This window comes from Pandoraea sp. (genome assembly GCF_004297875.1).
Taxonomy (GTDB): Bacteria; Pseudomonadota; Gammaproteobacteria; order Burkholderiales; family Burkholderiaceae; genus Pandoraea.
In genome coordinates this window covers 24399-49352 of the sequence record NZ_SCSK01000028.1, presented here as the reverse complement: position 1 = coordinate 49352, position 24954 = coordinate 24399, and the positions used below count along the sequence as shown (strand labels likewise).

The 24954-nt window shown below is 57.2% G+C and carries 22 protein-coding genes and 2 pseudogenes; 9 read left to right on the top strand and 15 right to left on the bottom strand.

Features of this window, described 5'->3' with window-relative positions:
* The 6 genes from EPN80_RS08155 to EPN80_RS08130 all read right to left on the bottom strand — a co-directional run.
* The coding region (locus EPN80_RS08155; protein ID WP_293025642.1) for an IS110 family transposase at nt 1–1056 on the bottom strand (1056 nt) is incomplete at its 3' end.
* Between the two features lie 560 nt (nt 1057–1616).
* Nucleotides 1617–2030, bottom strand: a complete 414-nt coding sequence (locus EPN80_RS08150) for a hypothetical protein (protein ID WP_293025638.1) — start codon at nt 2028–2030, stop codon at nt 1617–1619.
* A 32-nt stretch (nt 2031–2062) separates the two neighbouring features.
* Nucleotides 2063–2215, bottom strand: coding sequence for a hypothetical protein (locus tag EPN80_RS08145; RefSeq protein ID WP_293025636.1), 153 nt, complete (start codon nt 2213–2215; stop codon nt 2063–2065).
* A gap of 27 nt (nt 2216–2242) precedes the next feature.
* Nucleotides 2243–3667, bottom strand: coding sequence for a nuclease PIN (locus EPN80_RS08140; protein ID WP_293025634.1), 1425 nt, complete (start codon nt 3665–3667; stop codon nt 2243–2245).
* A gap of 1 nt (nt 3668) precedes the next feature.
* On the bottom strand, nt 3669–5441 hold the full coding sequence (locus tag EPN80_RS08135; RefSeq protein ID WP_293025632.1) for an SIR2 family protein: 1773 nt from the start codon (nt 5439–5441) through the stop codon (nt 3669–3671).
* Nucleotides 5442–5720: 279 nt separating this feature from the next.
* Nucleotides 5721–6476 carry a hypothetical protein gene (locus tag EPN80_RS08130; protein WP_293025630.1) on the bottom strand — a complete coding sequence of 252 codons (756 nt, stop codon included), beginning with the start codon at nt 6474–6476 and terminating at the stop codon, nt 5721–5723.
* 151 nt (nt 6477–6627) lie between these two features.
* Here EPN80_RS08130 and EPN80_RS08125 point away from each other — a divergent pair, with 151 nt between their 5' ends.
* From EPN80_RS08125 to EPN80_RS08115, 3 genes are all read left to right on the top strand, one after another.
* Nucleotides 6628–6924, top strand: coding sequence for an AlpA family transcriptional regulator (locus EPN80_RS08125; protein ID WP_293025628.1), 297 nt, complete (start codon nt 6628–6630; stop codon nt 6922–6924).
* Nucleotides 6925–7148: 224 nt separating this feature from the next.
* The gene (locus tag EPN80_RS08120) at nt 7149–8009 is read left to right on the top strand and encodes a hypothetical protein (RefSeq protein WP_293025626.1); all 861 of its coding nucleotides are present in this window, start codon (nt 7149–7151) and stop codon (nt 8007–8009) included.
* Nucleotides 8010–8225: 216 nt separating this feature from the next.
* On the top strand, nt 8226–9983 hold the full coding sequence (locus EPN80_RS08115) for an ATP-dependent helicase (RefSeq protein ID WP_293025624.1): 1758 nt from the start codon (nt 8226–8228) through the stop codon (nt 9981–9983).
* A 15-nt stretch (nt 9984–9998) separates the two neighbouring features.
* Here the strand turns inward: EPN80_RS08115 and EPN80_RS08110 are convergent.
* Nucleotides 9999–10215: pseudogene (locus tag EPN80_RS08110) on the bottom strand (IS256 family transposase); the annotation flags it as partial.
* 201 nt (nt 10216–10416) lie between these two features.
* Between EPN80_RS08110 and EPN80_RS08105 the strand changes: the two are divergent.
* Both EPN80_RS08105 and EPN80_RS08100 read left to right on the top strand, forming a co-directional pair.
* Nucleotides 10417–10584 (top strand): hypothetical protein, encoded by a 168-nt coding sequence (locus EPN80_RS08105; RefSeq protein WP_293025622.1) that lies wholly within the window; start codon nt 10417–10419, stop codon nt 10582–10584.
* Nucleotides 10585–11002: 418 nt separating this feature from the next.
* Nucleotides 11003–11404 carry an RcnB family protein gene (locus EPN80_RS08100; RefSeq protein ID WP_293025620.1) on the top strand — a complete coding sequence of 134 codons (402 nt, stop codon included), beginning with the start codon at nt 11003–11005 and terminating at the stop codon, nt 11402–11404.
* Between the two features lie 608 nt (nt 11405–12012).
* Here the strand turns inward: EPN80_RS08100 and EPN80_RS08095 are convergent.
* The 4 genes and pseudogenes from EPN80_RS08095 to EPN80_RS08080 form a co-directional block, all read right to left on the bottom strand.
* Nucleotides 12013–15372, bottom strand: coding sequence for an autotransporter outer membrane beta-barrel domain-containing protein (locus tag EPN80_RS08095; protein WP_293025618.1), 3360 nt, complete (start codon nt 15370–15372; stop codon nt 12013–12015).
* A 696-nt stretch (nt 15373–16068) separates the two neighbouring features.
* A pseudogene (locus EPN80_RS08090) lies at nt 16069–16933 on the bottom strand (class I SAM-dependent methyltransferase).
* Between the two features lie 112 nt (nt 16934–17045).
* Nucleotides 17046–17900, bottom strand: coding sequence for an SDR family NAD(P)-dependent oxidoreductase (locus tag EPN80_RS08085; RefSeq protein WP_293025616.1), 855 nt, complete (start codon nt 17898–17900; stop codon nt 17046–17048).
* A gap of 106 nt (nt 17901–18006) precedes the next feature.
* Nucleotides 18007–18900, bottom strand: a complete 894-nt coding sequence (locus EPN80_RS08080) for an NAD(P)/FAD-dependent oxidoreductase (protein ID WP_293025615.1) — start codon at nt 18898–18900, stop codon at nt 18007–18009.
* A 117-nt stretch (nt 18901–19017) separates the two neighbouring features.
* On the opposite strand from EPN80_RS08080, the gene EPN80_RS08075 reads away from it, so the two are divergent.
* Complete coding sequence (locus tag EPN80_RS08075) at nt 19018–19653, top strand: TetR/AcrR family transcriptional regulator (RefSeq protein WP_293025613.1); 636 nt, start codon at nt 19018–19020, stop codon at nt 19651–19653.
* A gap of 343 nt (nt 19654–19996) precedes the next feature.
* Here the strand turns inward: EPN80_RS08075 and EPN80_RS08070 are convergent, their stop codons facing one another.
* Complete coding sequence (locus EPN80_RS08070) at nt 19997–20926, bottom strand: LysR family transcriptional regulator (RefSeq protein WP_293025611.1); 930 nt, start codon at nt 20924–20926, stop codon at nt 19997–19999.
* Nucleotides 20927–21032: 106 nt separating this feature from the next.
* Here EPN80_RS08070 and EPN80_RS08065 point away from each other — a divergent pair, with 106 nt between their 5' ends.
* The 3 genes from EPN80_RS08065 to EPN80_RS08055 are packed head-to-tail and all read left to right on the top strand — an operon-like array spanning nt 21033 to nt 23171.
* The gene (locus EPN80_RS08065) at nt 21033–21767 is read left to right on the top strand and encodes an SDR family oxidoreductase (RefSeq protein WP_293025609.1); all 735 of its coding nucleotides are present in this window, start codon (nt 21033–21035) and stop codon (nt 21765–21767) included.
* Between the two features lie 12 nt (nt 21768–21779).
* The gene (locus tag EPN80_RS08060) at nt 21780–22547 is read left to right on the top strand and encodes an SDR family oxidoreductase (protein ID WP_293025607.1); all 768 of its coding nucleotides are present in this window, start codon (nt 21780–21782) and stop codon (nt 22545–22547) included.
* A 27-nt stretch (nt 22548–22574) separates the two neighbouring features.
* Nucleotides 22575–23171, top strand: coding sequence for an NADPH-dependent F420 reductase (locus EPN80_RS08055; protein ID WP_293025606.1), 597 nt, complete (start codon nt 22575–22577; stop codon nt 23169–23171).
* Between the two features lie 139 nt (nt 23172–23310).
* Here the strand turns inward: EPN80_RS08055 and EPN80_RS08050 are convergent, their stop codons facing one another.
* From EPN80_RS08050 to EPN80_RS08040, 3 genes are read right to left on the bottom strand one after another with little or no spacing between them, the layout of a single operon-like run.
* Nucleotides 23311–23856: a PaaI family thioesterase gene (locus tag EPN80_RS08050; RefSeq protein ID WP_293025604.1), complete on the bottom strand. Its 546-nt coding sequence runs from the start codon at nt 23854–23856 to the stop codon at nt 23311–23313.
* A gap of 24 nt (nt 23857–23880) precedes the next feature.
* Nucleotides 23881–24159, bottom strand: coding sequence for a hypothetical protein (locus EPN80_RS08045; protein WP_293025602.1), 279 nt, complete (start codon nt 24157–24159; stop codon nt 23881–23883).
* Complete coding sequence (locus EPN80_RS08040; RefSeq protein WP_293025600.1) at nt 24146–24952, bottom strand: oxidoreductase; 807 nt, start codon at nt 24950–24952, stop codon at nt 24146–24148. The genes EPN80_RS08045 and EPN80_RS08040 overlap by 14 nt, the downstream gene beginning before the upstream one ends.
* Between the last annotated feature and the right edge of the window lie 2 nt (nt 24953–24954).

Genomic DNA, 24954 nt, shown 5'->3' with positions numbered 1-24954 from the left:
CGGATCGCGCAAGGCCGCGAAGGCGGATAAGAACAAGGCGCGCTTGAGCACCTTGTTACCGCGTCTTGATGGATGCTCGCCACGGATAGACGAGCCGGATCGACGGGTAACCGGTGCGAGGCCCGCATAGGCGGCCAAGTGGCCAGCCGAAGCGAAGGCTTTATGGGCGACTTCCGTCAGGAGTCGAGCGGCGGTCCTGACGCCGACTCCCGGCATGCTGGTCAGGACCGGCCAAAGAGGGTGAGCAAGCACCAGTCGTTCGACTTCGGCGGCGATTTCGTCACGCTGCTTGCGTAAAGCGGCGAGCTGCTGGGCCAGGCGAGGCATAACGATGGTGGCGGCCTGTGTGCCGGGAACGATCACGGCCTGTTCACTCAACGCCTGAACGATTTCCGCCGCCAGGCTCTTGCCCATGCGCGGAGCGAGCTTGGTCAGGCGATTGGCAAGCGCCTTCTCGCTGACAGCGGCAAGCGTGGCGGGCGACGGGTAGCGCTCGAGCAGATCGAGGACAGCTGGATGATCGAGGCGAGGTCCGAGAACGCGTTCGAGCGCTGGATGAATCTGCGTGAGTAGGCCGCGGATGCGGTTGCTGGTTTGGGTAATCTGGGCGGCCAGATCGTCGTCGAAGCCGCACAGCATGGTGAGTTCGGCGAGCTGTTCGTCGGCCAGTCGAAGTGAGCGCAGCGTGTGCGGCATCGAGCGGGCGGCTTCAGCAATGATCGCGGCATCGCGGGCATCGGTCTTGGCTTCGCCGGCGTGCAAATCGGCGATGCGGCGCATGGCCAGCCCCGGTAGATAGGCGACCAGTACGCCTTCATCACGGGCAACGGCCACTGGCAATGCCCCAATGGTGGCGGGCTGATCGACGACGAACAGGAGCTGGCCGTGAGTCTTGAGTTCGGCGATAAGAGCACGCAGTTTGGCTTCGTCGTTGGGCAGCGCCTTGTTGTACAGGCGCTTTCCGTTCCGATCGAGTGCGACGGCGTGATGCTGGCCTTTGCCGACGTCGACGCCGACGAACACGTCGACGGAATTACGTTGTTGATCTTCTTGCATCGGAGTATGTGCGGAATGAACGAATTGGCCTGCAACCTCGGTGGCGAGTCTCGGCATCCACGTTACGGACGGCCTCAAGGATGTCTTGGCCGAGCCCCTATTAGCGATCACCAGCCACCCACCAGGCCCGGCGACAACACCCCCCGGATCATGGGCGACTGGGGGCAGGAATCATACCGGGCCTGGCTGGCCAAAGCCCCAATTATCGGGGCATGAAGATAGTAACGGGGGTCAACTCATTGACAGTTGACAGTTGGCCACGGCTAGCAACGATGTTGTTCTCAAAATTTTCGTCTCACCATAGTATGAAAGGGCGGCATTCGTAGCTTTCCACAAGGCTTTCTCTGAATCGGGACGGGCACCATCAACCGACGAGGCGACGCGTTTAGATATCGGGTCTGCGGCCAACGACTGGCTAGATGCATCCGAAATTACAGATGAGCAACGAGAGCCCTTAACACACCTGTTAAGGGCTTTTGACATTCCTCGCACCGAGGTGAAAGCCGACGAAGTGGGCGAGACTTCTTCAGTTCCCAAATCTGAATGATCAACGGCGTCAGCTAGCCCGGAGTCTTGCGAAATTGAATACCCGCGCCGCTCAGCCGCACGAACGGATCCCCGGACTCCACCAACCAACCATCGGGCATCGACGCCTTGCCGTGCATCGCGTCGATCAGTCGGGCCTCGTCGTATGTCACGCGGACAATTTTCAGAAGCCTATCCAGTAAGCTCGCCACGTCACTCAGTGAGTGACCATTCTTAAAGGCGTTAAATACCAAATCAGCGAGATATCGAAGCGGAACCACATGCTCACGGCGCCGTCTTGGCGCCTCCGCAGCGGCCAGCGATTGGCCGACGACCGTGTATTCATCCCTAACTATCAACTCCAAAAGCCGTGTGTGACACCACGGCTCGTCGTCGCGATTTTCGTCCGCGTCTTCCCAAAGCGCGCGCAGAACGCGGGCTGCGCGCATGAGCTCTCGCTCTTTGGTATTACAGTCAGTGCTCATTTGGAACGCGCTCTCCCAGAAAATTCACCGGCGGCATTAGCCGGCTTTGAGCTGGCTTCCTCAGCAAGCAGGGTGCTCATCATTTTGTTGTTAGCATCAATTTCTGTCAGGAGCATTATCGGTGCTTGGGTGCTGCTAATAGCGGTCATCGGCAACATTCGTTCGTTGCATTTGTATTACATGAACATCCGATAGTCGTACACATCGTTCACGATGTTGGGTGATTCCTTCACCACTTCGGCGAAGACCTGCGAATACACGAGCGTTACCGGAAGCGTCTTGTATAGCGTGTTGTTGTTCCAGTCAACCTTCGTGAGGGCAAGAATACTCGCGCATGTCGCATGCCATCCCCCAGCACCGGAGAAGCGGCGCAGCATTATAGGTTTAGGGAGAGGTTTCAACGGCGCTTCCTTGAAAACCGGTTGATTGGGTTTCTGTTGATTGACGCCATGGATGGCTCCTTGCGTCCAAAGCAGACACTCGTTTTCGGTGAGCGGCTGGTAAAGGCCGCGATCAACGCAATATCCAGCAGGAGCAGGGTTCTTGTTCCATTTGTTCGGCCCGTCAATCTTCAACCCATACCAATTGGTCCCGCGCACGATCTGAACTAGTTCTATCTCCATCTTCGATCCGAAGGCATCGAACGCGCCTTGGATTTCATCCTCGGTGAAGCCTGTCGTCTTATGGACATAGATTTTCTTCGGCAAGCGCCCGTTGTGTGAGTTTTGATAAAGCAACAGGCTCTTCGATAGCACTGACTGCATCTCCTGATACGTCAGGTATGGATTCCCCTTACGATCGGTTGTGTAATCACGCGTATCGTAAGCAACAAACTCGAAACCGGTGCCATCGGGGTCGAAAACCTGGCTGCAGCAAGTACTGTATTCGATGTCATCCTTAAATTTTTTGATGGCGTAGCTGAGTCCAATATAAGCCTCGTCCTTGTCCCAATCAGCGAGCTTCCAGGGAATTCCGCTTGCCTTTGCATAGAGAGCAACGCTCAATCCCCATGCAACCTGTGCTCGACATGTGCGCTCGAACATTGTGTCGTTGATGATTTGGATCGGAATGTTGAGTGGTGCAACCTTCGCTTTGATTCTGTCGTGAAGATTGAAGCCTTCGTATAGATAGGCCGCCTTCCATGCGGCGGGCAGATAGACGATCAATACGTCAAACTCATGTTTGAGCTTCTGCAGCGGAAGAATTACCTGCAAGATCAAGTCGGCTAGCTCGTTGCCGTTCCCAGAAGCGGCAATGACGTTGCACTCGTTCGGAGTAGCAACGCGCAGAGCCTCCGTCGGTGGTACTAGCCGGGCTCGGAAGACCTTCTCAAATCCCTCGTATGCGATGTAGTAGTTCGGAGCTTCGCGTACCTGCTGTTTGTTAATCAGTTCGCCGGCAAGCGCGTCTAGCCTAGGAAAGAGATCGCTTGGCGCCAGATAAGCAAGTCGGACTACATTTGGCGCGCCGATGTCAAGGCTGTATGGGCCATGATCGACCAGACCGCGCAGCGGATGAGCGTGAGTCTTTCCGCTCGCAAAGAGCAGGCGCGGTTCCGGTAGAATGGAATTGGCAGGTAGCGCGTTTGGATCATTAGCCATTTTAGTCACTCCTCTTGCTGAATGCGGAGCGCATGCTGATTTGGAATTCCGCGGGATGTTCGGTGCCTTTGTACGCGACAACGCTCGCGTCTCCCTTCCCGACGCCTCCGAGAAAAATCTGGATCCAAGCACTTAGAATTTCGAAAGCTTGCTTGTTATACCGACGGATCCTCTTCTTGTAGAGGAAGTCGGTGGCTTCCTCGCGCATCTTGTTTGGAGAAATCCAAATATCAGGTTGTAGCAGCAACCACAACTGTCCGTTCCGCTCTTCAACCTTTAACGAAACGGCCTCTGCCCAATAGACATCTTTGAGGCCAGGAACCCGGCCGTCAACAATGCCGTTGCGAACCGTTCCGTCCCGATCTTTCCAGGAAAGGACCTCTCGCAAAGGTTTCAAAGCATCGCTGTCGGCCTCCTCGTGGTCGATGATGGCGTACCAAGTCTTGCTCCGCTTACGCGGCAGGAGAGGCTTGTCAGCTACCAGCGCGGTCGCAACGCTTTGTTCCACCATCGACTTGAAGTAAGTCGAAGCGTTAATTGCACAAACAAAATCGTCGATCTCGAATGACGAAATTGACTTCACACGGTCTGGCTCGTAAATCTTGGCGAGTTCCCTGCCACATCCCCAGAACAGGATCCGATCCGTGTAACAAACCGAGCAGGGAGGTTGCTTCTCGAACAAGACGCTTTTCAACTGCCCAACGTCCAAAGCTCCGACATAATCGATTGCGCCGCAGGTCCTCGGAAACCCTGCGATTCGAAGCGCGTTCATCCGCAGAATGGGGTACGTCGTGCCGGCAGGAGGTAGTGGAATCCTCACCTGACTAGCCGTCGCGCTTCTTACTTTTGCGTCAATGTCAGGATTTTTTCCGGCGACTAATCGCCAGATTTTCACCAGCATCTCATCGAACGTACCGGTTTCGACGATCCCGCCTTTAACGCCTTTGCTGTGTGCGTAGTCCATCAACTCACACACTGGCTTTTCGACACGAGATATGCGTGTCACAGTCCAATATAAGCCATACGGAAACGAGTTGTTCTGTGCGATAGCCTCACGGAACATTGCCATCACATTGCCGTCGCGCCCGCTGTATCCGCTGACGACCATTCCGAAACGAGCGGCGGCGGCTACAAGACATTTCTGAATTTCACGATCATTGTGGATTAGATCGTCAGTGAGATTTTTTATCGTCTGATACCGAAAGTCGCCATGAACCTTCGCGTAAAACGGAAACCTCTCTGCGTTCAACGCCTCAAGCGCGGCATAAGAACCTTCAAGATGAAACGTGGTTAGATTCTTTCCTGCAATCGAAGCGTAAGCAGATTCGACAACCTCGTCGAAGTTGGTTGTGAAAATGACCCGGGCAAGGCCAAGGTGGAGTAGTGCAGCTAGCGCGCGGTGACCGATCGTCGAAGAAATTTTCTCTGTCGCAAGCGCGGTATTGAGATATTTCTGCTGTGCTGCATGATCTTTCCCGAACAGCAACTCGAAATAGAAGGAATACTCGCCCGGATCCCAAAGAGGAGGAAAGTCTCTGCTGTCCATGTATGCCTGTATGCGGGCTTGGATAGATCGATTGCTGACGTCATGTGCAACAACGTCTTGATTTTCCTGGGCGCAGTAGTAACGACGCTTAAGGTCCCAAGTTAGATCTGTTGCGGTAGGAAGCCCGGAACTGCGTGATGCTCCTGCTCCGAGAAACCACATTATCTGCTTCCCATTTTGGGAGACATGCTGGCGGAAGTCGATTTCCTTGATCTCTGGCACCGGCATAGCGAGCTTTTCCTCATTTTTTGGTTATCCAAGCTAAATTCAGGAACGCATCTTTCTGGTCTTGCCGCTCGGCACCGCTCGGACCGAGCAAGCCCTCCGCGTTAGTGGCCAGCACGGCGCCAGTAGGCTCGATGGCCGGAACAAGCGGTATCCAGCAAAAGCAGCGCACCCTCAGCGCGAAGCCTCATTTGCCAATCCATACTTTGAAAATGGGTGTCGTTGTCGTCGGCTGACCAAGGGCGGGTTGTGATCTCGCCTACCAGAGCACTCTCGTTCAGTCTAAAAATCGAAATCAGAGTCCTTAAGAGGTGTGTCATCGTCCTCATCGCCTTGATCGTGCCCCGCATCGCGACGCGCATAAAGTCTCGTACCATTCTGATCAATGGCAATTAGCGTCTTACGATGTTTCTTCGCCCAAAACTCACAATCCTCGCCGCCAGGACGCGAGACTCGATCTATTTCCCGCAACTGATTACCCGGATTATTGAGCCTCGCCGCTATCTCCAGAACTGCCCACTCAGTTAACGCGATTTCCGACGTCCGCTCAACCCGCGTTTCTGAATCTTTCGCCCTCACCTGCAGCCGATACCGTTTGCCGGATGATCGACGTTCGACATAATTGACTTTTTTCAGATCGTCCACACTGTCTGTAATACCGAATTCCCTCAAGCGCCTAATCGGCACCTTGTGTTGAGATATCGCTGGCGAGGACACGACCCTTACGCCAATCGCCTCTCGCACGAGCGCGGGCATCCATAATCCCGGAGGTCTGCGCGTTCCCGACTGTTCAAAAAAGCGAACCACTTTTGCATCGACGTGTTGCCTCTTCAGAGCAAACGCATCAATTATCTCGGAATATTTTTTTTTCACCAAGTAGACGCGGCGAACCGTTCCGCTAGCTGTTTCGAACAGCATTTCCCGCGCTGCAATTTTCTGAATTTTCAGCAACCACTCGGCGCGAAAGCGTAAAACCCTACTTTTGATTTTCAGCTCCCCTTTAGCCTGTAAACTGAGCGTATTTTTCGATTGTATCAAACTATTTTCTCCTTATTTATCATATATTTGCAGAGATTATCTGGAAATTTTTCTGCGCCCCGATCAGCGATCAGTAAATACACCGCGTATGCGCACCAAATCGTGTCATACCGGACCGAGGCACGCCGTTCCGCCTCAATTGGATTTTGCTATGCAGAAAAAATTTGACGTCAGTCCTTCAGCAGTAGAAATCGACAATTTCCCGATTATCTTTATCACGCGCAAGGAAGTCGAGCGCATCACCGGCATGTCGCGCTCATGGATTTATCAGGCGATGTCATCCGGGCATTTTCCCAAGCCTGTGGCGACGTGTTCGTCACCCACCTGCTCCGCATCTTCAGTTCGATGGATTCTCAGTGAAGTGCACAGCTGGATGGAAAGCAAAATTCAAGCGCGCGACAACCCGGTGCCGAAGCGAGACCGAAAAATGCGTCACACGCCACAATAATCTCGCTCGGCTTCCGATCAGCATCACCGCTTCAGCTGTAACTCAAGATCCCCGCGTTTCATGCTGCGCCCTATCGCCTTCGACGAATCGCTCAGCGGCAGTACCTAGTTTCATCTCGTAGTCATTCTCTGTTCAAACCTCCGTGCAAGCGCGTATCCCGCGAGTGCTGCGTTTATTTGCGCACGCTATCCGCCCTCGCTTGCACGATTTCCATTTAGACCGATATGAATAGCTCAACGTCATACAGCAGGTTGCCCGCAGCTACCCAGGATGCGCTCTCCCTGATTCGCAAAACCGTTGTCGGGTTCGATCGCATCACGCTTTGGGTGAATCACCCAAAACCGAAAATTCCGAGATCCATCCGTAACAGACTTGGCCGCAAGGTCACAATCAAAACGCGATCTGTGTCTTATCACGCTTACTGGCAAACGGAGATAAGAATTCATCAGCCCTACGTGGATGGACTGCGCGCGCTCCCCCGTGTTCTCTGCGGCAAATATGCTACGAAAATTGCCTACGCCGAGATCGCGATCGATTGGATTGCCGCTAGTCAGGATGATGCCGCTCAGTTGCAGCAATACATCCTCCAGCACTTTTATCTGAAGCATTCTCGCTACCCGGTCAAGTTCGAGAAAAGCACGGCCTATTACGGTCCACGTGCGTCGGAAACCCACGGGAAATTCAATCGGAACTTCGTGATTTACGCCGACAAATTCAGCAAGCTGGCTCGCGGTAAAAAGTTGCCATGCTGCCATCTGGAATATCGCTTTGGCTCACCGAAACTCAACTGCATCGGCTTGTTCACCATTGGCGACTGCGCGGCATTCGATTTCCACGGATTCTGGCCCAGGCATTTGAACCTCGTTCGCTTTAGCTCAAAGAAAAACCTCGGTCGGATCTTAGACCCGGAAAATCAGGACGTATCTAGTGCCTCATTCCGTCAACGCGCAGATGTCTTTCTCAAGGTACACGCCTATCAGGGCGGGTTCATCCTGCAGGACTGCATTTTGCAGCGTCGAGAAATCATGCCGATTTTGGAGCCCATCGATAACCGGCACTTTTTGACCAAACCGGCGGTGCGCTAGCCACACGTCGCCAGACACCGCAGGCGATAAGTTTTTTCAATGATACATACGCGTAATTTATTTTAATAAAAACCATCCTCATCACAGTGAGAAGCGCAATTTCCTGCAATTTTCATTGTGATTTCTCTATTTTTGAGCACATCGACCTCATCGTTGCACCCTACAAATTCGCAACATCCTGGTCAATGTGTGCTCTCCAATTTTTGGATAAACACCATGAAATACAATCTAACGAAAGAACAGACAGCGATCATTCAAACGGAGAAGAAACGTGTTTACGTACCTGCGGTAGCTGGATCAGGAAAAACGCACACGTTGAGTAAACGCGTTAGCCAATTGTTGGCTTCTGGCGTATCTCCTGACGCCATATTAGTTTTGAGTTTCTCTAACCGCGCTGTCGATGTATTACGCAAGCGTCTAGGTTCCAAGATCACCATCAAGACGTTCCACGCGTTTGGTAAATCCTTGGTGAAGCAGCGACATGGACGATCCGTCAAAGTAGCAACTCCCACGGAAATCGCTAGTTGCCTGAAGCAAGCAATTGCGAGCGAGCGAAAGATCTGGAAGCGCGTAAAGCAATCAACGGGCATCGATTTGAAGGACAAAACAGAACAACGTAGCTTGTTGGATTTTCTATCAGCAACGCAAGGGTTTCCATCTGACGCGAAACGACTGGTTGCTGATAGTGCCTCACGTTATACGTCGTACGCTCCAGTGCTTGACGAGCTCCGCGAAATCCGGAAGACCTATCGAAAATGTTTGAAGGAAGCGAAGCGCCTTGACTACGCGGAGATGCTCAGACGAGGACGTATGGCAATTCCTAAGCTGGATTTGCCGTACACCCACCTCTTTGTTGATGAGTGCCAAGACATGAGCCTTGCACAAATGCGCCTGCTATCAGCTGCGGTTGAGAAGATACCGAACGTGATGATGTTCGGCGATCCACGGCAGAGTATTTTCGGCTTTATGGGTGCCCAATTTCATAATGTGAGTGATGTGACGGACCGCTTTCACACGATGCCCCTGACGAAATCGTTTCGGCTCTCGCACCAGACTGCCTTGCTAGCCGACGCCATTTTGGAAGGTGAAACGTCGATCGTGGGAGCCCACGACGGCGAGCGGCCGACCTTAACCAGCTGCAAATCGACGGTGAAACAGGAGGATGAGATTGTGGCGCTAGTTGGCAAGTTGATGGCCTCGGGTGTCTCACCCGACGAGATTGCCATTCTGGGGCGTACCAAGGCGCAGTTGCGGGCGATCGACCAGGCGTTGCTATGCTCCGCTGGTTACGCGACGCAGCCTCGCTACGAGGAACGTTTGATCGAGCACACGCACCGGATGCTTGATCTTTTGCTGCTGTTGAATCGGAGCTATATGCGGATGCGGGAACTATCAAAGCCCGATGCGGAGCAACGCAAGCAAATCGAGGATAAGCTGGCGGCATTCGTCGACGGTGGGGTGCCGGCTAAGGTTTTAGCCGATTGTCGTCGACGGTTTATGGAAGCAGCGCGTGCCCCGACGTTTGCCGGGCGGTACGTAGCGATCAAGAAGATCTACCTGCGACTGATGAGAGTGGCGAACGAAGATGTCAAGCCGATCCGAATTGAGCTGGGGCGCTGGGACGCCATCAGCAGTCAATTTAATTCAGTCAAGAAATTGAGGTCGACGATCAGGCAACTCGAGGAGCAAACGCCAGTCACGCTATCGACGATTCACGGGGCAAAGGGCGACGAGTGGGATCACGTGATTATCGCAGGCGTGACGGACGGATCGATCCCCTTCTACCGGGAGATGGCGCGGGGTGAACTGGACGAGGAACGACGGCTTTTGTATGTGGCAGCCACCCGTGCCCGCCAGCGCTTGCATTTGTTTCACGCGCCGTATCATCACGCTCCGTCCGGGCAGCGCTTTGATGAGCCCTCTCGGTTTTTAACTCCGGCCGTTCGGAAGTTGTCGGTGAAGCGGTCGAGGTGATTAAGCGAACAGGAGCTGATTCGTGGCGTTGGCCGGCTTGGCCACACCGATAGGATAGCCGACGAGATGATTCATCTTGCCTGCCAACGCCCGCTCAATCAGCGCTTTCTTGAGCGCCTGTGTCGTAGCATTGATGGGCTTCGGCCGTCATCGGGCCGTTGCCGAACTACCCGAGCAACTCGGCGGGGGTCGCCGGTAGATCTACCGGCTTGGTTTTCGGTTTGCGAGGCATATCATCCTCCCCAGGAGAAGATATGCCTTGAACACGAAATTAATGACAGGCCCATGGTGACGGCCACAACGCCGTCAGTGAACGCTAGCAGTCTCTCCGCTCTCCCATCTGGCCCCCTAAAAAATCATCCGTGTTCATCCCACCGAATACGAAACCATAGGCCCGATTATCCCCAATGTGGAGGGCGTACTGCCGCCTAAGATGGACCTCACGCCAAGAATCATCAATCTGCGCGAAAGCGAAGTCGGCCGCCCCCTCAGCAATCTCACCACCTCGTTGCAATACCCGACGCTGCATGTAGACGCGCACGAGATATTACGCATCTTGGTTCCGTCGGGAAAACAGACCGTCACCAATGACGGCGGGTGATTCGCGGTGCGCGTCCATGGCCTACCGCTGGTTCAATAACGTCATCAATGATGCCGTCATTACCTTTGTCGACATCACTGCGGCGGAAAAACTCGAATCGAGATTTCGTCTCGATGCGAAGAACTGAGGCTTCTGCCACGCCAGTGCGCGGCCGATAATGGGGCAATCTCATCGCACCGCGTATGTTCGCTGGCGCACCGACCGCCATGCCGCCGCAGGCGTAGTGTGGATCGCGATAGTGATGCGTTGGTCTCGGCAATCTGTCGGAACAATACGTTACAGGTGGAGGCTGATCCCTTTGCTCGCGGACGCTGACCTGACTTGTCGATGCCGACGATTTCCACCAATCGCTTACTTAGTCTGGAAGACCACCCGCAATCATGTGGATGGTTCGTGCGGCACAACGGAAGGAATCATCATGAAAATTATCAATTCAATTGCCGCAGCGCTGGTATGCGCCAGCGTAATCCTCTCGCTTTCTGTGTTCGCTCAAGGCCGTCCCGGTAACGATCGCCAAGGAGACGGATTTCGCCAGGAACAAGGTCACCGCAGAGAGAACCCCGGCTATGGACATCAGGGCGGCCCCGCCGGCCATGATCAGGGGTTGGCGCGGGGCGAACGAGACTCAGGCCCGCGTGGCTGGCACAAGGGCGAGCGTTTGCCCAACGAGTACCGTAATCGTCAATACGTCATCAATGATTGGCGTAGCTATGGACTGCGTCGTCCGCCACGTGGCTATCATTGGGTCGGCATCGGTGGTGACTATGTTCTGGTCGCAATTGGGTCTGGTCTTATTTTTGAGATTCAAATTGGTCGATAACGATCAGACTAATTGAAGTTACCTGGAACTTATGTGGCAGCAAAGAAAGCCCGTTCAGGCAGCGGGCCTTTTTTTCAAGTTCACAACCGAAAAGCCGCCGTTGCAGTTGTGTTTCCCGGAAGCGGTCATTCATCACTGAGCGCAGGCGACCCGTTTGAGCCACTCGCCAAGATCGACATGAAAAGGCCGTTTCCGAAGACACACCGGTCGCTGCGCGTGTACGCATCCGGCTAGGCAAGAGATAATCCTGCATTACTCATAATTCGGGCCGGGTCATCGAGTTGTCTCCGACGACGATCTACACCGAGGTATGTCTATCCGGTGGATGGCCAAGCATCCGCGTTTCCACGTGCATTCGGCGCCCACCGGTGACTCATCAACACGGCCTAACGTTCCCTTCGTGGCCGAACAGAGTACAAGGTGCGACACACAGCGTTTCGCTCGACACATGATTCGGTCTGCATGATCGAACACAGCGCGGAGGAGCAGAGTCGTCATCCGAAACCGTTCACCGGGAAGGCAAGAGCTTTCGCCGCTCTGGTGAATGTCACGCGGGCCAGGAGCATGGCGAATAAGATGCACCGCGCTTGACGCAGACCACTAACGCGTTACCAGCTATAACGATAGCCCACTTGACCGAACACGCTGCGCCGCCGCTCGCCGCCCAGGTTGTGTGTGTATTTGAGGTTGACATACAACATCGACGCCTTGCCCATGCTCGCGGTCGCGCCGACTCCGAGTTCGTACCAGGTTTTCGCCGGAGATTCTGCGAATGAGGTATCGCCGACGACGACCTGTCCCGGCGAGATGAAGTCGCGCAGAATATCGGCGGTGAAGTAGGGCGTCAGATAACCTGTCTTGGCGTCGTTGGACAGATTCGGTCTGAACAGACGAAAGCCGATTCGGCCGCGCAATTCGTTCGACGTATTGCCCGAGACGGCCGATACGCTGTCGCTGAAGGGGTTCAGATGCACATATTGATAAAGCAATTGCATCTGCGGCTCGATGGCGAGCGACGACACGCCGAGCCGCAATGGTTTGCCGGCTTCGGCCGACACGCCCGCGCCTAAGCCATTCTGAGTCGCGCCGCCGCCATAGACGTCGCTATATTTGTCGTGATAGTGGGTCAATTGCGCGACGCCGTCGAAGTAGGTGCCGTCGGGCAGATAGCGTGTCCAATAGCCGCCGATCGACTGCGCCTGCATCGTCAGCGAGCCGGCGCGGGACGTAAGCGCCGCATTGATGGCGCGCTGGCTGTCATCGAAGGTCGACGACGCGGTGCCGAGCGTGACCATCGCGCCGGTGTGCGTGCTGCCGCCGGCATCGTCATGCGCGAGCGTCCAGTCCTTGCCGAATTGCGCGAAATAGGTTCGCGCCTGGGCAGAGAAGCGGTCGTTGCCGTTCATGGTCAGGTTCTGGCCGGCGACCCGCGCCCACACGCCATCGCGATGGGCGGGCTGGGCTCGTTCGATCGCCGCGATGTCGCCCACCCGTTCATGCAGGCGGCTCAATATCGAGAACCCATAATCCGCGTTGAGCAGAGGCGTCAACGAGTAGCCGACCACTGCCGGGCGGTACGCCGTCGGCGCGGTGGCCGGATCGGAGTTTGCCGGCGAGCTCGATCCGGGCGTCGATCCCGAGCCGCCGCCGGGCTGTGCTAGGAGTTTCGAGCGCAGATACCAGTCGCTCGGGGTGGCGCCGCCTTGGTAAAGCAGATATTGATAGGCACCCGCCTGGACCGGGCTGGCAAGATGAAATGCGCCGGACGCCGATGTGCCGCCGACTTGAACGACGCGAATTCCGTCGCCCACGGTTTGCGCGCCGCTTCCCGTGCCTTGCACTTGGATGCCGGTAGTGCCGCTGGCATTGCCACCGATGACGAGTGTGTCCGTTTGTGTTGCCGCGCCCCCTTGGTTGAGTACCGTATTGATAGCGAGCGTGCCCGACGCGCCGACGTAATTGCCGCGAACGTTCAACGTGTTGCCGGTTTGGCCGGCCACAGCGCCCACTTGCAGCAAGCCGGTGTTCGACAAATCGCCGCCGATCGTAAAAGTCCCGCTGGTGTTGCCGGCGAATGCCGGCATCGCACTGGCGACCGCCAGCGTGCCGAGATTGATCACGCTGCCAGGTGCGCTGCCGTAGCCGCCGAGCGTCGCGCCGGCGGCCACCTGGGTTGCGCCAGTGCCGAGCGAAGCGCTTGCATGCGCCGAATCGCCGACCGCGAGCGCACCGGCCGACACCGTCGTCGTCCCCGAGTAGGTGTTTGCCGCATCCAACACAGTCGTACCGCTGCCTGCCTGAACCAGCGCGCCGCTGCCCGATACCGTGCCGCTGAAAGTCGTTGCGTCAGAGCGATCAAACACCAGTGTGCCATTGTCGCTCACGTTGCCGACGATGCTGCCGCTCGTGCCGCCGTTACCAAGCTGCAATGTGCCGGCGGAAATTGTCGTGCCGCCCGTATAGGCATTCGCCGCGCTCAACACAGTCGTACCGCTGCCTGTCTGTGCCAGCGAACCGCTGCCCGATACCGTGCCGCTGAAGAGCGTCGCGTCGGACCGATCGAATGCCAGCGTGCTATTGTCGGTCACGTTGCCGACGATGCTACCGCTTGTGCCGCCATTGCCAAGCTGCAATGTGCCGGCGGAAACTGTCGTGCCGCCCGTATAGGTGTTCGCGCCACTCAACACCAGCGTACCGCTGCCCGCCTTGGTCAACGCGCCCGCGCCGCTGATACCCTGTCCGAGTTGTATCGTGAATCCTTGCGTATCGATCGTGCCGTTCGCGCTCGTGATTGAGACCGCGCGGGTAGGTGCAAGACTCAGATTCTGATTGGCCTGCAGCGTCCCGCCATTCAACACTAGCGCCCCGCTGGCCGCGCCGATCGCGGCGTCGGCGCCGATCGCCAGCGTGCCCTGCGAAATCGTCGTGCCGCCCGAGTAGGTGTTGCCGTTGGCCCCAGATGGCGCGAGCGTCAAGGTGCCCTGCCCGGTCTTCTCGACCGCGCCGGTGCCGGACAGCGCGCCCGTGTAAGTGCCGGCGTCCGGCTGCGCGAACCGCACCAGCCCGTTGTCGAGCACCGAGGGCGGCAAACTTTGCGCGCGCGCCTGGAGCGTACCGGCCGGATCGACGATCACGGTGCCCGTGTAGTTGCTGTTATTGCCGGTCAACGCTAGCGTGCCGCCCTGCACTTCGGCCCGCGTCACCCCCGTGATCGTGCCGGTGAGCGACCAAGTGCCGGAATCCGCCTTGTAAAGGGTCTGAAAGTTGGTGAAGTTGCCGGGCAGGCTCGCCGTGCCGGTGCCGTTGAGATAAACGGTATTGGTGCCGCCCCCGCCGTCCATATTGCCGGTGATCGTCGAGCCGGTATAAAGGCGCAGCGTATCGTCGCCCCCGGCGAAGACGAGGTTGCCGATGACCTGGCCACGATTGGTGAAATCGACCGCGCCGTTGCCGCTGGCGCCAATGACGTCGCCCGGGGCTTGAATGACACCGGTCGCATTATTAATGATCGTATTTGTGCCGCTCAGGTTCTGAAACCAAATGGCCGCCGCGTGATCCGCGCGAATCAATCCGTCATTGACGATGGTATTGCCGCTGCCTTCCAGATTGACCGCTTCGGCGGATGTCTCGGTGCCGAGCGAGAGCACTTGGCCGTTTTGCTGGACCGTCAACTGGCCGTTGTTCGCGAACTCGATGGTGTCCGCGCCGGTGCCATAGAGCCCGCTGGAACTCACGCCGGTGGCGCTGACCGTGCCGCCCGACTGAACCGTGACGTTCGCGTTATCGCGCACGCTAATCGCGTTTTCATCGCCCACCGCGACACTCGAACCGTTCTGGACTGTCACGGTTCGGTTGTCTTCGCTCGCGACGTTACCATTGCCGATCGTCGACGTGGTCGGATTCGGCGCACTCGAATCACAGATCGTCGATTGTCCGGTTGTCGTACACGCCGCGTGCGCAGTGCTCATGCATGCGGCCTGAAAAACCAGGAAAGGAAATAGCAGAATTGCATAAGCAGCAGGCTTCGCATGCCGTGATTTCGCGTCGCTGGCCATCGGTACCCTCGGATAGAGTCATTTCGCGATGGCATTGTATGGTTGCCTAATCGATTACATCGGAATATTAACAATATTTAATAATTCAACTTTATAGACCGATTGAGGTGTACTGCTCGTCTTTGAAAAGTTTCCCCCTACTCCCGGGGATGGGCCCGCGGGGCGCGTAACCGTCCACTGCCTGGTGCGGAACGGCCATTTGAGTGTCCGCGGGCCCACGCCGGCGAACGGCCGGAGATGGTCGAGTGTATGAAATCACGGAAGACAGCTATCGAGCGGCAAAATTAGCGGAAGCCCGGCGTGCCTGAATGACGGCTCAGGGAGGTTCGGATGGCTGCTTGGGGTCGCGACACGACAGCCATCTTTTCAAGTTCATCGCCGAAAAACCGCCGTTGAAGTTGCGTTTCCCGGAAGCAGCCATTCATCACTGAGTGCAGGCGACCCCAAGCGGACTCCACGCAAGTTGAGCAGTGACGACCGCTGTCGGAGTGAAGCGGTCACTCCGCGCTATCGTTCGGGGGGCAGGTCATCGGCCAGAAGGGACATCAATCTGAGCGCCCAAAGACGCCCAGTTCCACCGAGCGAGGACGTCTCCCCTATTAATCCCTGTCAGCTTGCCGAATTGCGTGCCGTGACGATCCACGCCGCGCCGTTGATCATCACCGACCGCTCGCCGGGGAGGCCCGCGAAGGCGGTGCGAACCGCGGCCGACGCGCGGGCGCGGATGTCGTCGGACTGATCAGCAAGCACGTGCAACAGCGGGCCGACCTCGAGCGTCATCTTCACCGCGTCGTCGATCGCAGCGTCCCTCGTCCTGCCCTCACCAAACGGGACGAAAGCATCGAAGGGCGCGATAGCGATATCGGTGAAGCCGGCTGCCGTCAGGATGCGCGACACACGTCCCCGGTCGCCGAACGAAAATGGGCCGTGCGCTTCGGGGTCTGGCGGCGCGCTCGGCGGGAGGATGCCCTTGAGCGCGCCCATCGGCAGGCGCACCCAATCGTTCTCGGCCACGCCGCGCCAGCAGACGAAAGCGACCCGCCCGCCCGGCCGCAACGCACGTCGCATATGGACGAACGCCGCTGTCGGATCGTCGAAGAACATCACGCCGAAACGCGAGAACAGGATGTCGAACGCGCTCTCTGGCAACTCGGCGCTGCTGGCGTCGGCCACTTGGAACAGGGCCGGCGTATTCTGTGGTGCAAGCGCGCGCGCCCGATCGATCAGTGGTTCGGATATGTCCACACCCAGCACTTGCCCCCCCCGGGCCGACGTGGGCGGCCAGTACCAGACTCGACGCGCCCGCGCCGCAGCCGACGTCCAGCACGCGCTCGCCCTTCGCGGGCGCGGCGGCTTCGATCGCGGCTTGGCCGAACACCGCCACTATAGCGTCAAGCCGGGCCTGGTTTGCGGCCCAGCGCTTCCCGCTTTGGCCATTCCAGTCGCCGACACGATCGGCATTTTGCTCTGCCATGATATCTACCTGTTCTGAATTCGCTTTTAACTAGGCTGTCCGATGTCAAAACGCGCATCGCAGCCAGAGCCTCCGCTTGCTCGAGGGACCCCAAACGCCAGCGCTCCAGGAGCTAAGCGTCCACGATTCTTTTCAGCCTGGCTCTTTGCATTGATTGCGGCGCCAAACGATTTGAAAAGGCTACTATCTTGTTCGCCAAACCCGCGACTACCATCGCCTTTCCTTGCAACAACGCCTGAATACCGCTCGCGGCGACCGGGCGGGACTTCATGGTGAGGAGGCGCAACAAGGCTGATGTGGTTGCGCCGGCTGCAGCATCGGAGCCTGTCTCGGTGTGCCCTGGGCAGAGAGTGGTAGCAATCACACCATGTGGGCGGAGTTCGTTGTGTATTGCCTCGCCAAGGGCGAGCACATATGCCTTGGTCGCCGCATAGGCTGCGTAGCTGGGAACGGCTTGGAAGGCCATGAGGCTAGCGACGAGAAGTATATGTCCGGATCGCCGCTTGGCCATATCGAGGCCAAAGAGATAGGTCAGCTCTGTGAGCGTCGTGATGTTGAACTGGATCAGGTTCACGGTGCACTCGATCGGTGTTTCCAATAAGTCGCCGTGCAAGCCGTATCCGGCATTGTTCAGCAAGATGTCGATGGTCAGCGACTTTGCGTCGAGACTGCATTTCAAGCGGCTGGCCGCGCCCGGCGAGGCAAGATCGATCGCCTCGACCAGCACATCCACCCCGTATTTCTGGCGGAGATCGGAGGCAAGCTTTTCCATCGATTCCTGCCGTCGGGCCGCCAATACGAGATTGACTTTCTGCGCAGCCAGTAGATCTGCGAATTCAAGGCCAAGGCAGCTCGAAGCCCCGGTGATCAGAGCCCATTTCCCGGCGAAGCTGTTCATTGATTCTTTCGACATGGTTCTCTTCCTAAATTCTTTAATCTGCAAATGGTGCTCAGTCACCTTCTCCATCGGAACACTCGCCTATCCTTTCGATCGGCAATGGCTTTGCGAACCTGTTCGGTCGCCGTATCCAGACGGGCCTGATCAATCTCCCTCAAAGATGGAATCTGTCCTCTCAAACCAGCATTGATTGTTGGGCGAAGATACCCGCCATCGCGCCCTGCGATGATGCCTGGGTGACCGAAGGCAAGAAGGGCGTCGTGAGGTCGCCCGCGGCGTAGATGCCGGGCATGGTGGTTTGACGGCGCTCGTCGACTTTGAGGACGATGCCGGTAGGCGTATCCATCGTGACGAGGCCCAGCGACTGATGCAAGCTTGCGGACGGCTTATTGCGGGGATGGGCGAACAGGATGTCAACTGCGACATTGCGGCGGGTATCGAGAATGACGGTGGTGATATGGTCCTTATGATGAGCAATTTCGACGATCCGGCCATCGACGACAGGTATGTGGCGGTGCGTCAGATCGGCCTGGATATCGGATGGAATGTCGTGACCATCGGCGAAGACGGTCAACTTGTCTGTCCAATCGTGGAACAGCCTGGCAGACTGGTGCGACTGCGGGCCGGACCAGACGAGGCCCCAATGCTGGCCAGCGACTTCAAAGCCGTCGCAATATGGGCATGGCACAATGGAAGTGCCCCAACTTTCGGCAAAGCCTAGAACATCAGGCATTTGGTCGACGATGCCATAGCTCAGGATCAGACGACGTGCCTTTAGGCTTTCGTTGTCGTCAGTGACAACGCAGAAATCGTCGATGGCGCCAGACACGCTCTCGGCCCGAGCATTGACCAGCCTGATCGATGGATAGCGCGCCAGTTGCTGCCGCGCCTCGACTAGGATGTCTAGCGGGGGCTTGTGATCGTGGCCGAGCAAGCCATGCGAATGGCCGGCAAAGCGGTTGCGCGGCCGGCCGGTATCGAGAACGATGACCTTGCGGCGGGCACGGCCGAGCTGCAGGGCGGCGGCGAGCCCGGCAAAGCTGCCGCCGATGATGACTACGTCATTCATGGTGATGGACTCCGTGTTGTGAATAACAGGCGTTGGGCTGGGGCTGGATTGCAAATTTAGGATACTCCGCGGTATCATAAATAAAGAATTTAAATACTGTCAAGTACTAAAATTGTCGTGACCAAAAAGAACATCCAAAGCCGGCGCGGCCGGCCCGCCAACGAGGCGCTTCGCCAAAAGATAGTCGACGCCGCCTGCGAACTCTTTGTGGAATTGGGTTTTCAAGCGACGACCATGGACAAGGTCGCCCAGCGGGCGAAGATATCCAAGCTAAGCATCTATCGGCACTTCGAGAACAAGGAGGCGCTGTTCAGTGCGGCCATGGCGACCCACTGCCATCAGTTCGCACCACAGGCCCTTTTTGAAAGCGTCGACGGGTCGGCCGAAGATCAGCTCATGGCGGTGGGATCATCCCTGCTTCGCACGCTGTTGAGCCTAGACGTCCGCAGTGTCGAAGCCATGGTCTTGGCCGGCAAGACGAATCAAAAATCGTTGAGCAAGCTCCATTACGAAGCCGGGCCCGCCTATGTCGTCGCCCAAATCGAGGCCCTGTTGCGTCAGTTGCACGCGAAGGCGGTTCTGAACGTGCCCGATCCTCGCCAGTCCGCCCGCTTGTTTGCTGCGCTTTTCAAAGGATCCGATCTGCTGCTTATCGCACGCTTCGATGAGGCAAGAGCAGAGGACGACAACGAAATCGAATCCTATTGCCGGTCAGCCGTCGCGATGTTCATCGCCGCGCATGGTGGGATCTAAAGGTGCGCTAGCGCGGCTTGATGAAGAACCCGCAGCAGTAGCAAACGCTGTTCGCTCTGAGCTGAATCGATCAGAGTTTTTAGGCGTTTTGACTATCCACGGCAGACGTCAGCTCCTGGCCGATAGTGTTGAAAAACTCGCCGAGCAAAAATTCAGCGAGGTTTTCAGGGGTCTTCTTACCCTTGACCGATGCTCACGAGCGGCTTGTAGAACGATCTGAGAGGCCCGCTTTTTCGCGAACTGGTCCGGCTTCGCGGAGAAAGAGCTTTTCAACGCTATCGGCCGAACTTTGCCGGTACTCACATCACGCGACACCTCACTGAGTAACCCATCAGCGACCGCACTATATGCTGGCCTTGATCTTCCCACCTTTTGAGATGCCATGACGATGACCGAGGAGTTCGACCAGTCGTGTCTCGCATTCTGAGAACGAGTATCCGCGGCGCTGGGAGATCATGAACGTGAGGGGGCGCATATGCCACGCGCGCCGTTGGAGTTCGACAAGCGTTCCTGTCGCGAGGTCTTCCGCCACCAGATGAAACGGCATGTGCCCCCAGCACAGGCCTCCTCTGAGCAGATCGTGCTTCGCGCCGAGATCGTTCACGAGCCACTGGCGCTCACTGGCGACACCCTGTTGAGTCTTTTCGGCATCGGGCTGATTGTCGGTTACGACGAGCTGGATGTGCCGGCCAAACTCCTCCCGCGGGATTAGTCCCGCAATTGAGGCCAGCGGATGCGATGGCGCACAGACGGTCACCATTTGCGTGTCGCATAGATGCTGCCTTTCTATGGTGCCCGGACTCAGCTCCGGCACGTCCGTGATCGTCACCGCCAACGCGCATGCACCATCGAGAACCAAACGCTCGCCGTTTTGCATAGTCGTCATGCGCAGATTGATTGCAACGGTCGGAAAGTCTGCCTGCAAGGTGCGCAGGCATTCGATCAGGTGCGCACGTGGAAAGTAGGTATCCACGGCAACCGAGACCTGTGGAACCCCAGCTTCAGCAATGGCAACCGCGCGCATCTTCATTTCCTCGGTGCGCGAGATCACACCGCGAGCATCAGGCAGGAGGCTGCGGCCAGCGGCCGTCAGCGTCGCTTTGCGAGTGTTGCGCTCGAACAGCACCACATCGAAGGCACTCTCGAGCGCGTTGATCGCGTGGCTGATTGCCGACTGTGCACGCCTGAGCTCCCGTGCAGCCCCCGAAAAGCTTCCCTGGTCGCACACGGCAACGAAAGCGCGAAGTTGATTGATGGTGACATTATCTAGCATGCATATCTAAAAAATAGATGACATATATAGATATTCAGTCAATTGCTTTCATAAATCAAGGGTCTCAGAATGGTGTCTACCGATTTTGTTTCGAAGGATGCGTGACATGAACAGACTGAATGGAAAGACCGCCGTGATCACCGGTGGCGCTACCGGCATCGGCCTTGCCGCGGCAAAACGATTCATTGCGGAAGGCGCTTTCGTCTTCATTTTCGGCCGCCGGCAGGAAGCGCTCGACGCGGCTGTGGCGGTCCTCGGGCGCAATGCCCGCGCGGTGAGGGGTTCGGTCTCCGATCTAGCCGACCTCCACCGACTCTATGCAGCGGTGAAGGCCGAGCGAGGAACCCTGGACATCGTCTTCGCCAATGCCGGGACGGGAAGCCCGCTCCCACTCGGTCAGATCACCGGCCAGCACGTTGATGACATCTTCGGCACCAATGTGAAAGGGACGATCTTTACGGTCCAGAAGGCGTTGCCGCTGATGAGCTCAGGTGGTTCGATCATCCTGACCGGCTCGAGCGCGGGCACCACGGGAGCCCCAGGATTCACCGCCTACAGCGCCAGCAAGGCGGCGGTGCGCAACCTCGCCCGGACTTGGGCGGAAGACCTGAAAGGAACCGGCATTCGGGTCAACGTGCTATCGCCGGGGGCGACGGCGACCGAACTGGCGAAGGAGGCGCTGGGCGAAGATGGCCAGAAGGCCTATGGGGCGATGACGCCACTCCAACGCATGGCCGATCCGTCGGAGATCGGAGCGGCAGCTGCTTTCCTCGCATCGTCGGACAGCAGCTTCATGACCGCCAGCGAGGTCGCCGTTGACGGTGGCTTGGCGCAACTTTGAGGAGAAAATCAAATGACTCCGTCGCTAAAGGGAAAAACAGCTCTCGTCACCGGGGCATCACGGGGCATTGGCCGCGCCATCGCCGAACGTCTTGCTCAGGACGGTGCGACAGTCGCGCTAACCTACAACGCCAGCAAACGCAGCGCGGACGAGACGATCGCCGCCATACAGAAAGCGGGAGGCGCCGCGTTCGCAATCCATGCGGATCTCGTTGATCCGGCGGCAGTCCCGGCTTTGTTCGATAGACTCGACAGCGAGCTCACCAAGCGGAACGGAAGCAAAGCACTCGACATTCTGGTCAATAACGCTGGCAATTTCGGCTGGGTTGGCTTCAAGGACGCGACGCCGCAGAGTTGGGACACGCTTATGGCGGTCTATGCTCGCGCCCCCTTCTTCATCGTTCAGGCCGCTCTCGATCGTCTGGCCGATGGCGGACGCATCATCAACATTTCTTCCGCTGCCGCCACGAAGCCTGTGACGGCAGCCCCTGTCTACTCGATGGCGAAAGCGGCCATCAACACCCTGACCCATACGCTCGCAATCGAGCTTGGGCCGCGTGGCATCACCGCGAACGCCGTAGCGCCGGGCTTCACGCGGACGGATGCGAACGCCGATTTTCGGGCGAATCCCGAACTCGTCAGGGCGGTCGAGGCCCAAATCGCACTGGGCCGCTTTGGTGAGCCTTCGGAAATTGCCGCCGTCGTGGCGTTCCTGGCCGCCGATGAAGGCCATTGGGTGACCGGTCAAACCATTGAAGCGAGTGGTGGTTACAAGCTCTGAGCGCGCCGGGAAACGAAGGAGAAATATATGAGTTACTCAATCATTGGCTTCGGCGAGATCGGCCACGCGCTTGCCAGGGCGTTCGCCCGCACCGGCGTTGAAGTGGCTGTTGCAACCACACGCGCCCCGGAGAGCTTTGCTGCCGACGCGGCCGCGATCGGACCGACGATCATTCCCAAAACGCTGGCGGAAGCTGTCAAGGCGGACACCATCTTTTTGGCTGTCCGTTTCGAGTCGCATCCAGAGGTTGCAAAAGCACTGCCCGACTGGAAGGGGAAGACCGTCATCGACGCGATGAACACGCAGGCTCCGCTTGAAGAACTGGGCGGGCTCCCGTCCTCTGCTTTCGTCGCGACCCAGTTCACCGGAGCCAGCGTGGTGAAAGGCTTCAATCATCTGGTCGCTGCCGTCCTTGGCCAAGACCCGGCCGTACACGGTGGCAGGAGAGTCGTGTTCCTGGCGAGCGACAATGACGGTGCCGCGGCGCAGGTCGGCGCACTTGCGGAAAAGCTCGGTTTCGCGCCAATCCAACTTGGCGAGCTTTCGGAAGGTGGATGGCTGGTGCACGCGCGCGGAAAGAAATGGGGCCATCTGATCTTCAAGGACTTGATCACCTTCGCCTGATTTCCATCGGTTTGCGGCTATTTCGCTGAGTCGAATGCCGAATCCCGGGCGCGGCAGACGGCAGTGCTATAGGCCGGACTATTCTTTCGATTGCCAATCGCCTAGACGCAAGCATGGGATCGGCTTCGCCACGGCTACGTCAAGCGGCCGACACATCGAAAACAAAGCAGGTGGTCGTCGCGTGCGCGTATAGTTTGCCCGTTTCATCTTCTGTGCGAGCCTCTGCAGTAACCATGTACCGCCCCACGTGGACAACCTTGGCGGCCGCGCGCAGTGGGCCGGTATGCTGCGATGCAGGTCGCACGATGTTAATGCTGAGTTCGGCCGTGGTGTAGGTGCGCCCTACCGGAAGTGTGGTTTGCACTGCGCAGCCAAGCGCTGAGTCTAGAAGTGTGGCAAACCAGCCGCCGTGTACCGTACCCAGCGGATTATAGTGTTGCACCAATGGAACACCCTGGAACACGGCGCGGCCGTATTCCACCTCCAACAACGTCATGTTCATCGTGTCGTTCATTGGTGGATACGGCAGTTCACCCGACATCATGGCGTCGAGAATCTCTCGCCCGTTCTTGCCGACAATTTGCTCCCTTCGAGCGAGGCCCGATGCCCCGCCGCCCTCACGTATGCGCCGCTTTGCATCTGCCTGCTCATTTGCCCAGAGAGACAATTTCCGATCGTTTTTCATAGACGTCTTGCGCTCCGAGGATTTTCAACCTATCACTTCTGCGTTCAACTTCGATCTTTTTTTCCCCGATAACAGATGGGGCAGCGAATTTGCCGGGAGACACAGCACAGCGATGAGCAGCGCTACGTCCATTTGCCGCATGTAGACCACATTGAAATCAGCGCGCTGCAAATTCGCAATACCGAGAAGCGGAAGTCTTATATGCGGCGCGGTGTCGGGCACCGCAAAAACACACACAGAACCAAGCTCATTTGGCTTCTGCCGGTATAACGAGAAGACGGGATTGATTTCAAATGAGTCCAAACGTTTTCCTCAAGCCTTTCTCGACGGGACCAGCTGGCATGAAGCGGCGCAGCTTGGCAAGAAGAGAAGCTTCCCCTTTTGGCGTACGACGCATCTTCCAGGCTCCCAAAGCGGCATCGACAATCGTTGCGGCGACTTCATCAGGCAAAGGTGCCTTTTGGACAGCGTTCCCAATTGCTTGGGAAACGATGCCGAGTTCTTTCTCGTAGTCAGGGATTCTGGAAGCCGTCCGCGGTGCGTTGAGATCCATGTTGGTTTTGGTAAAGGATGGTTCGACCAGCACCACTCGGATGCCGAATTGACGCACCTCGTGATCCAGAGTCTCGGACAGTCCTTCAACGGCATGCTTGGATGCAGAATAGAGTGCCATATACGGCGCCGGCAGAAAGCCCAGCACTGAGCTGACATTGACGATGCGGCCTGAGCGCTGCTTGCGCATGTGCGGCAGCACTGCCTTGGTCGTGCGCAAGAGGCCAAAGAGGTTAGTGTCGAATAGCATCTGGGCTTCGGAAATCGACGTTTCTTCTGTCGCCCCCAGCAGGGTGACGCCGGCGCTGTTGACAAGCACGTCGATGCGCTTGGCCTGAGCCATGATGGCCTGGATTCCGTTTTGAACGGACGCTTCGTCACGGATGTCCATCTCGATGAGTACGGCACCAGGTATCGCGGGTGTCTTTGCCGTGTTGCGCACCGTACCAAATACCTGGCAACCTTTCTCGACAAATTTCACCGCTGCGGCACGTCCGATGCCCGATGACACGCCGGTAACGACGACAACTTTGGAATTCGTCATGA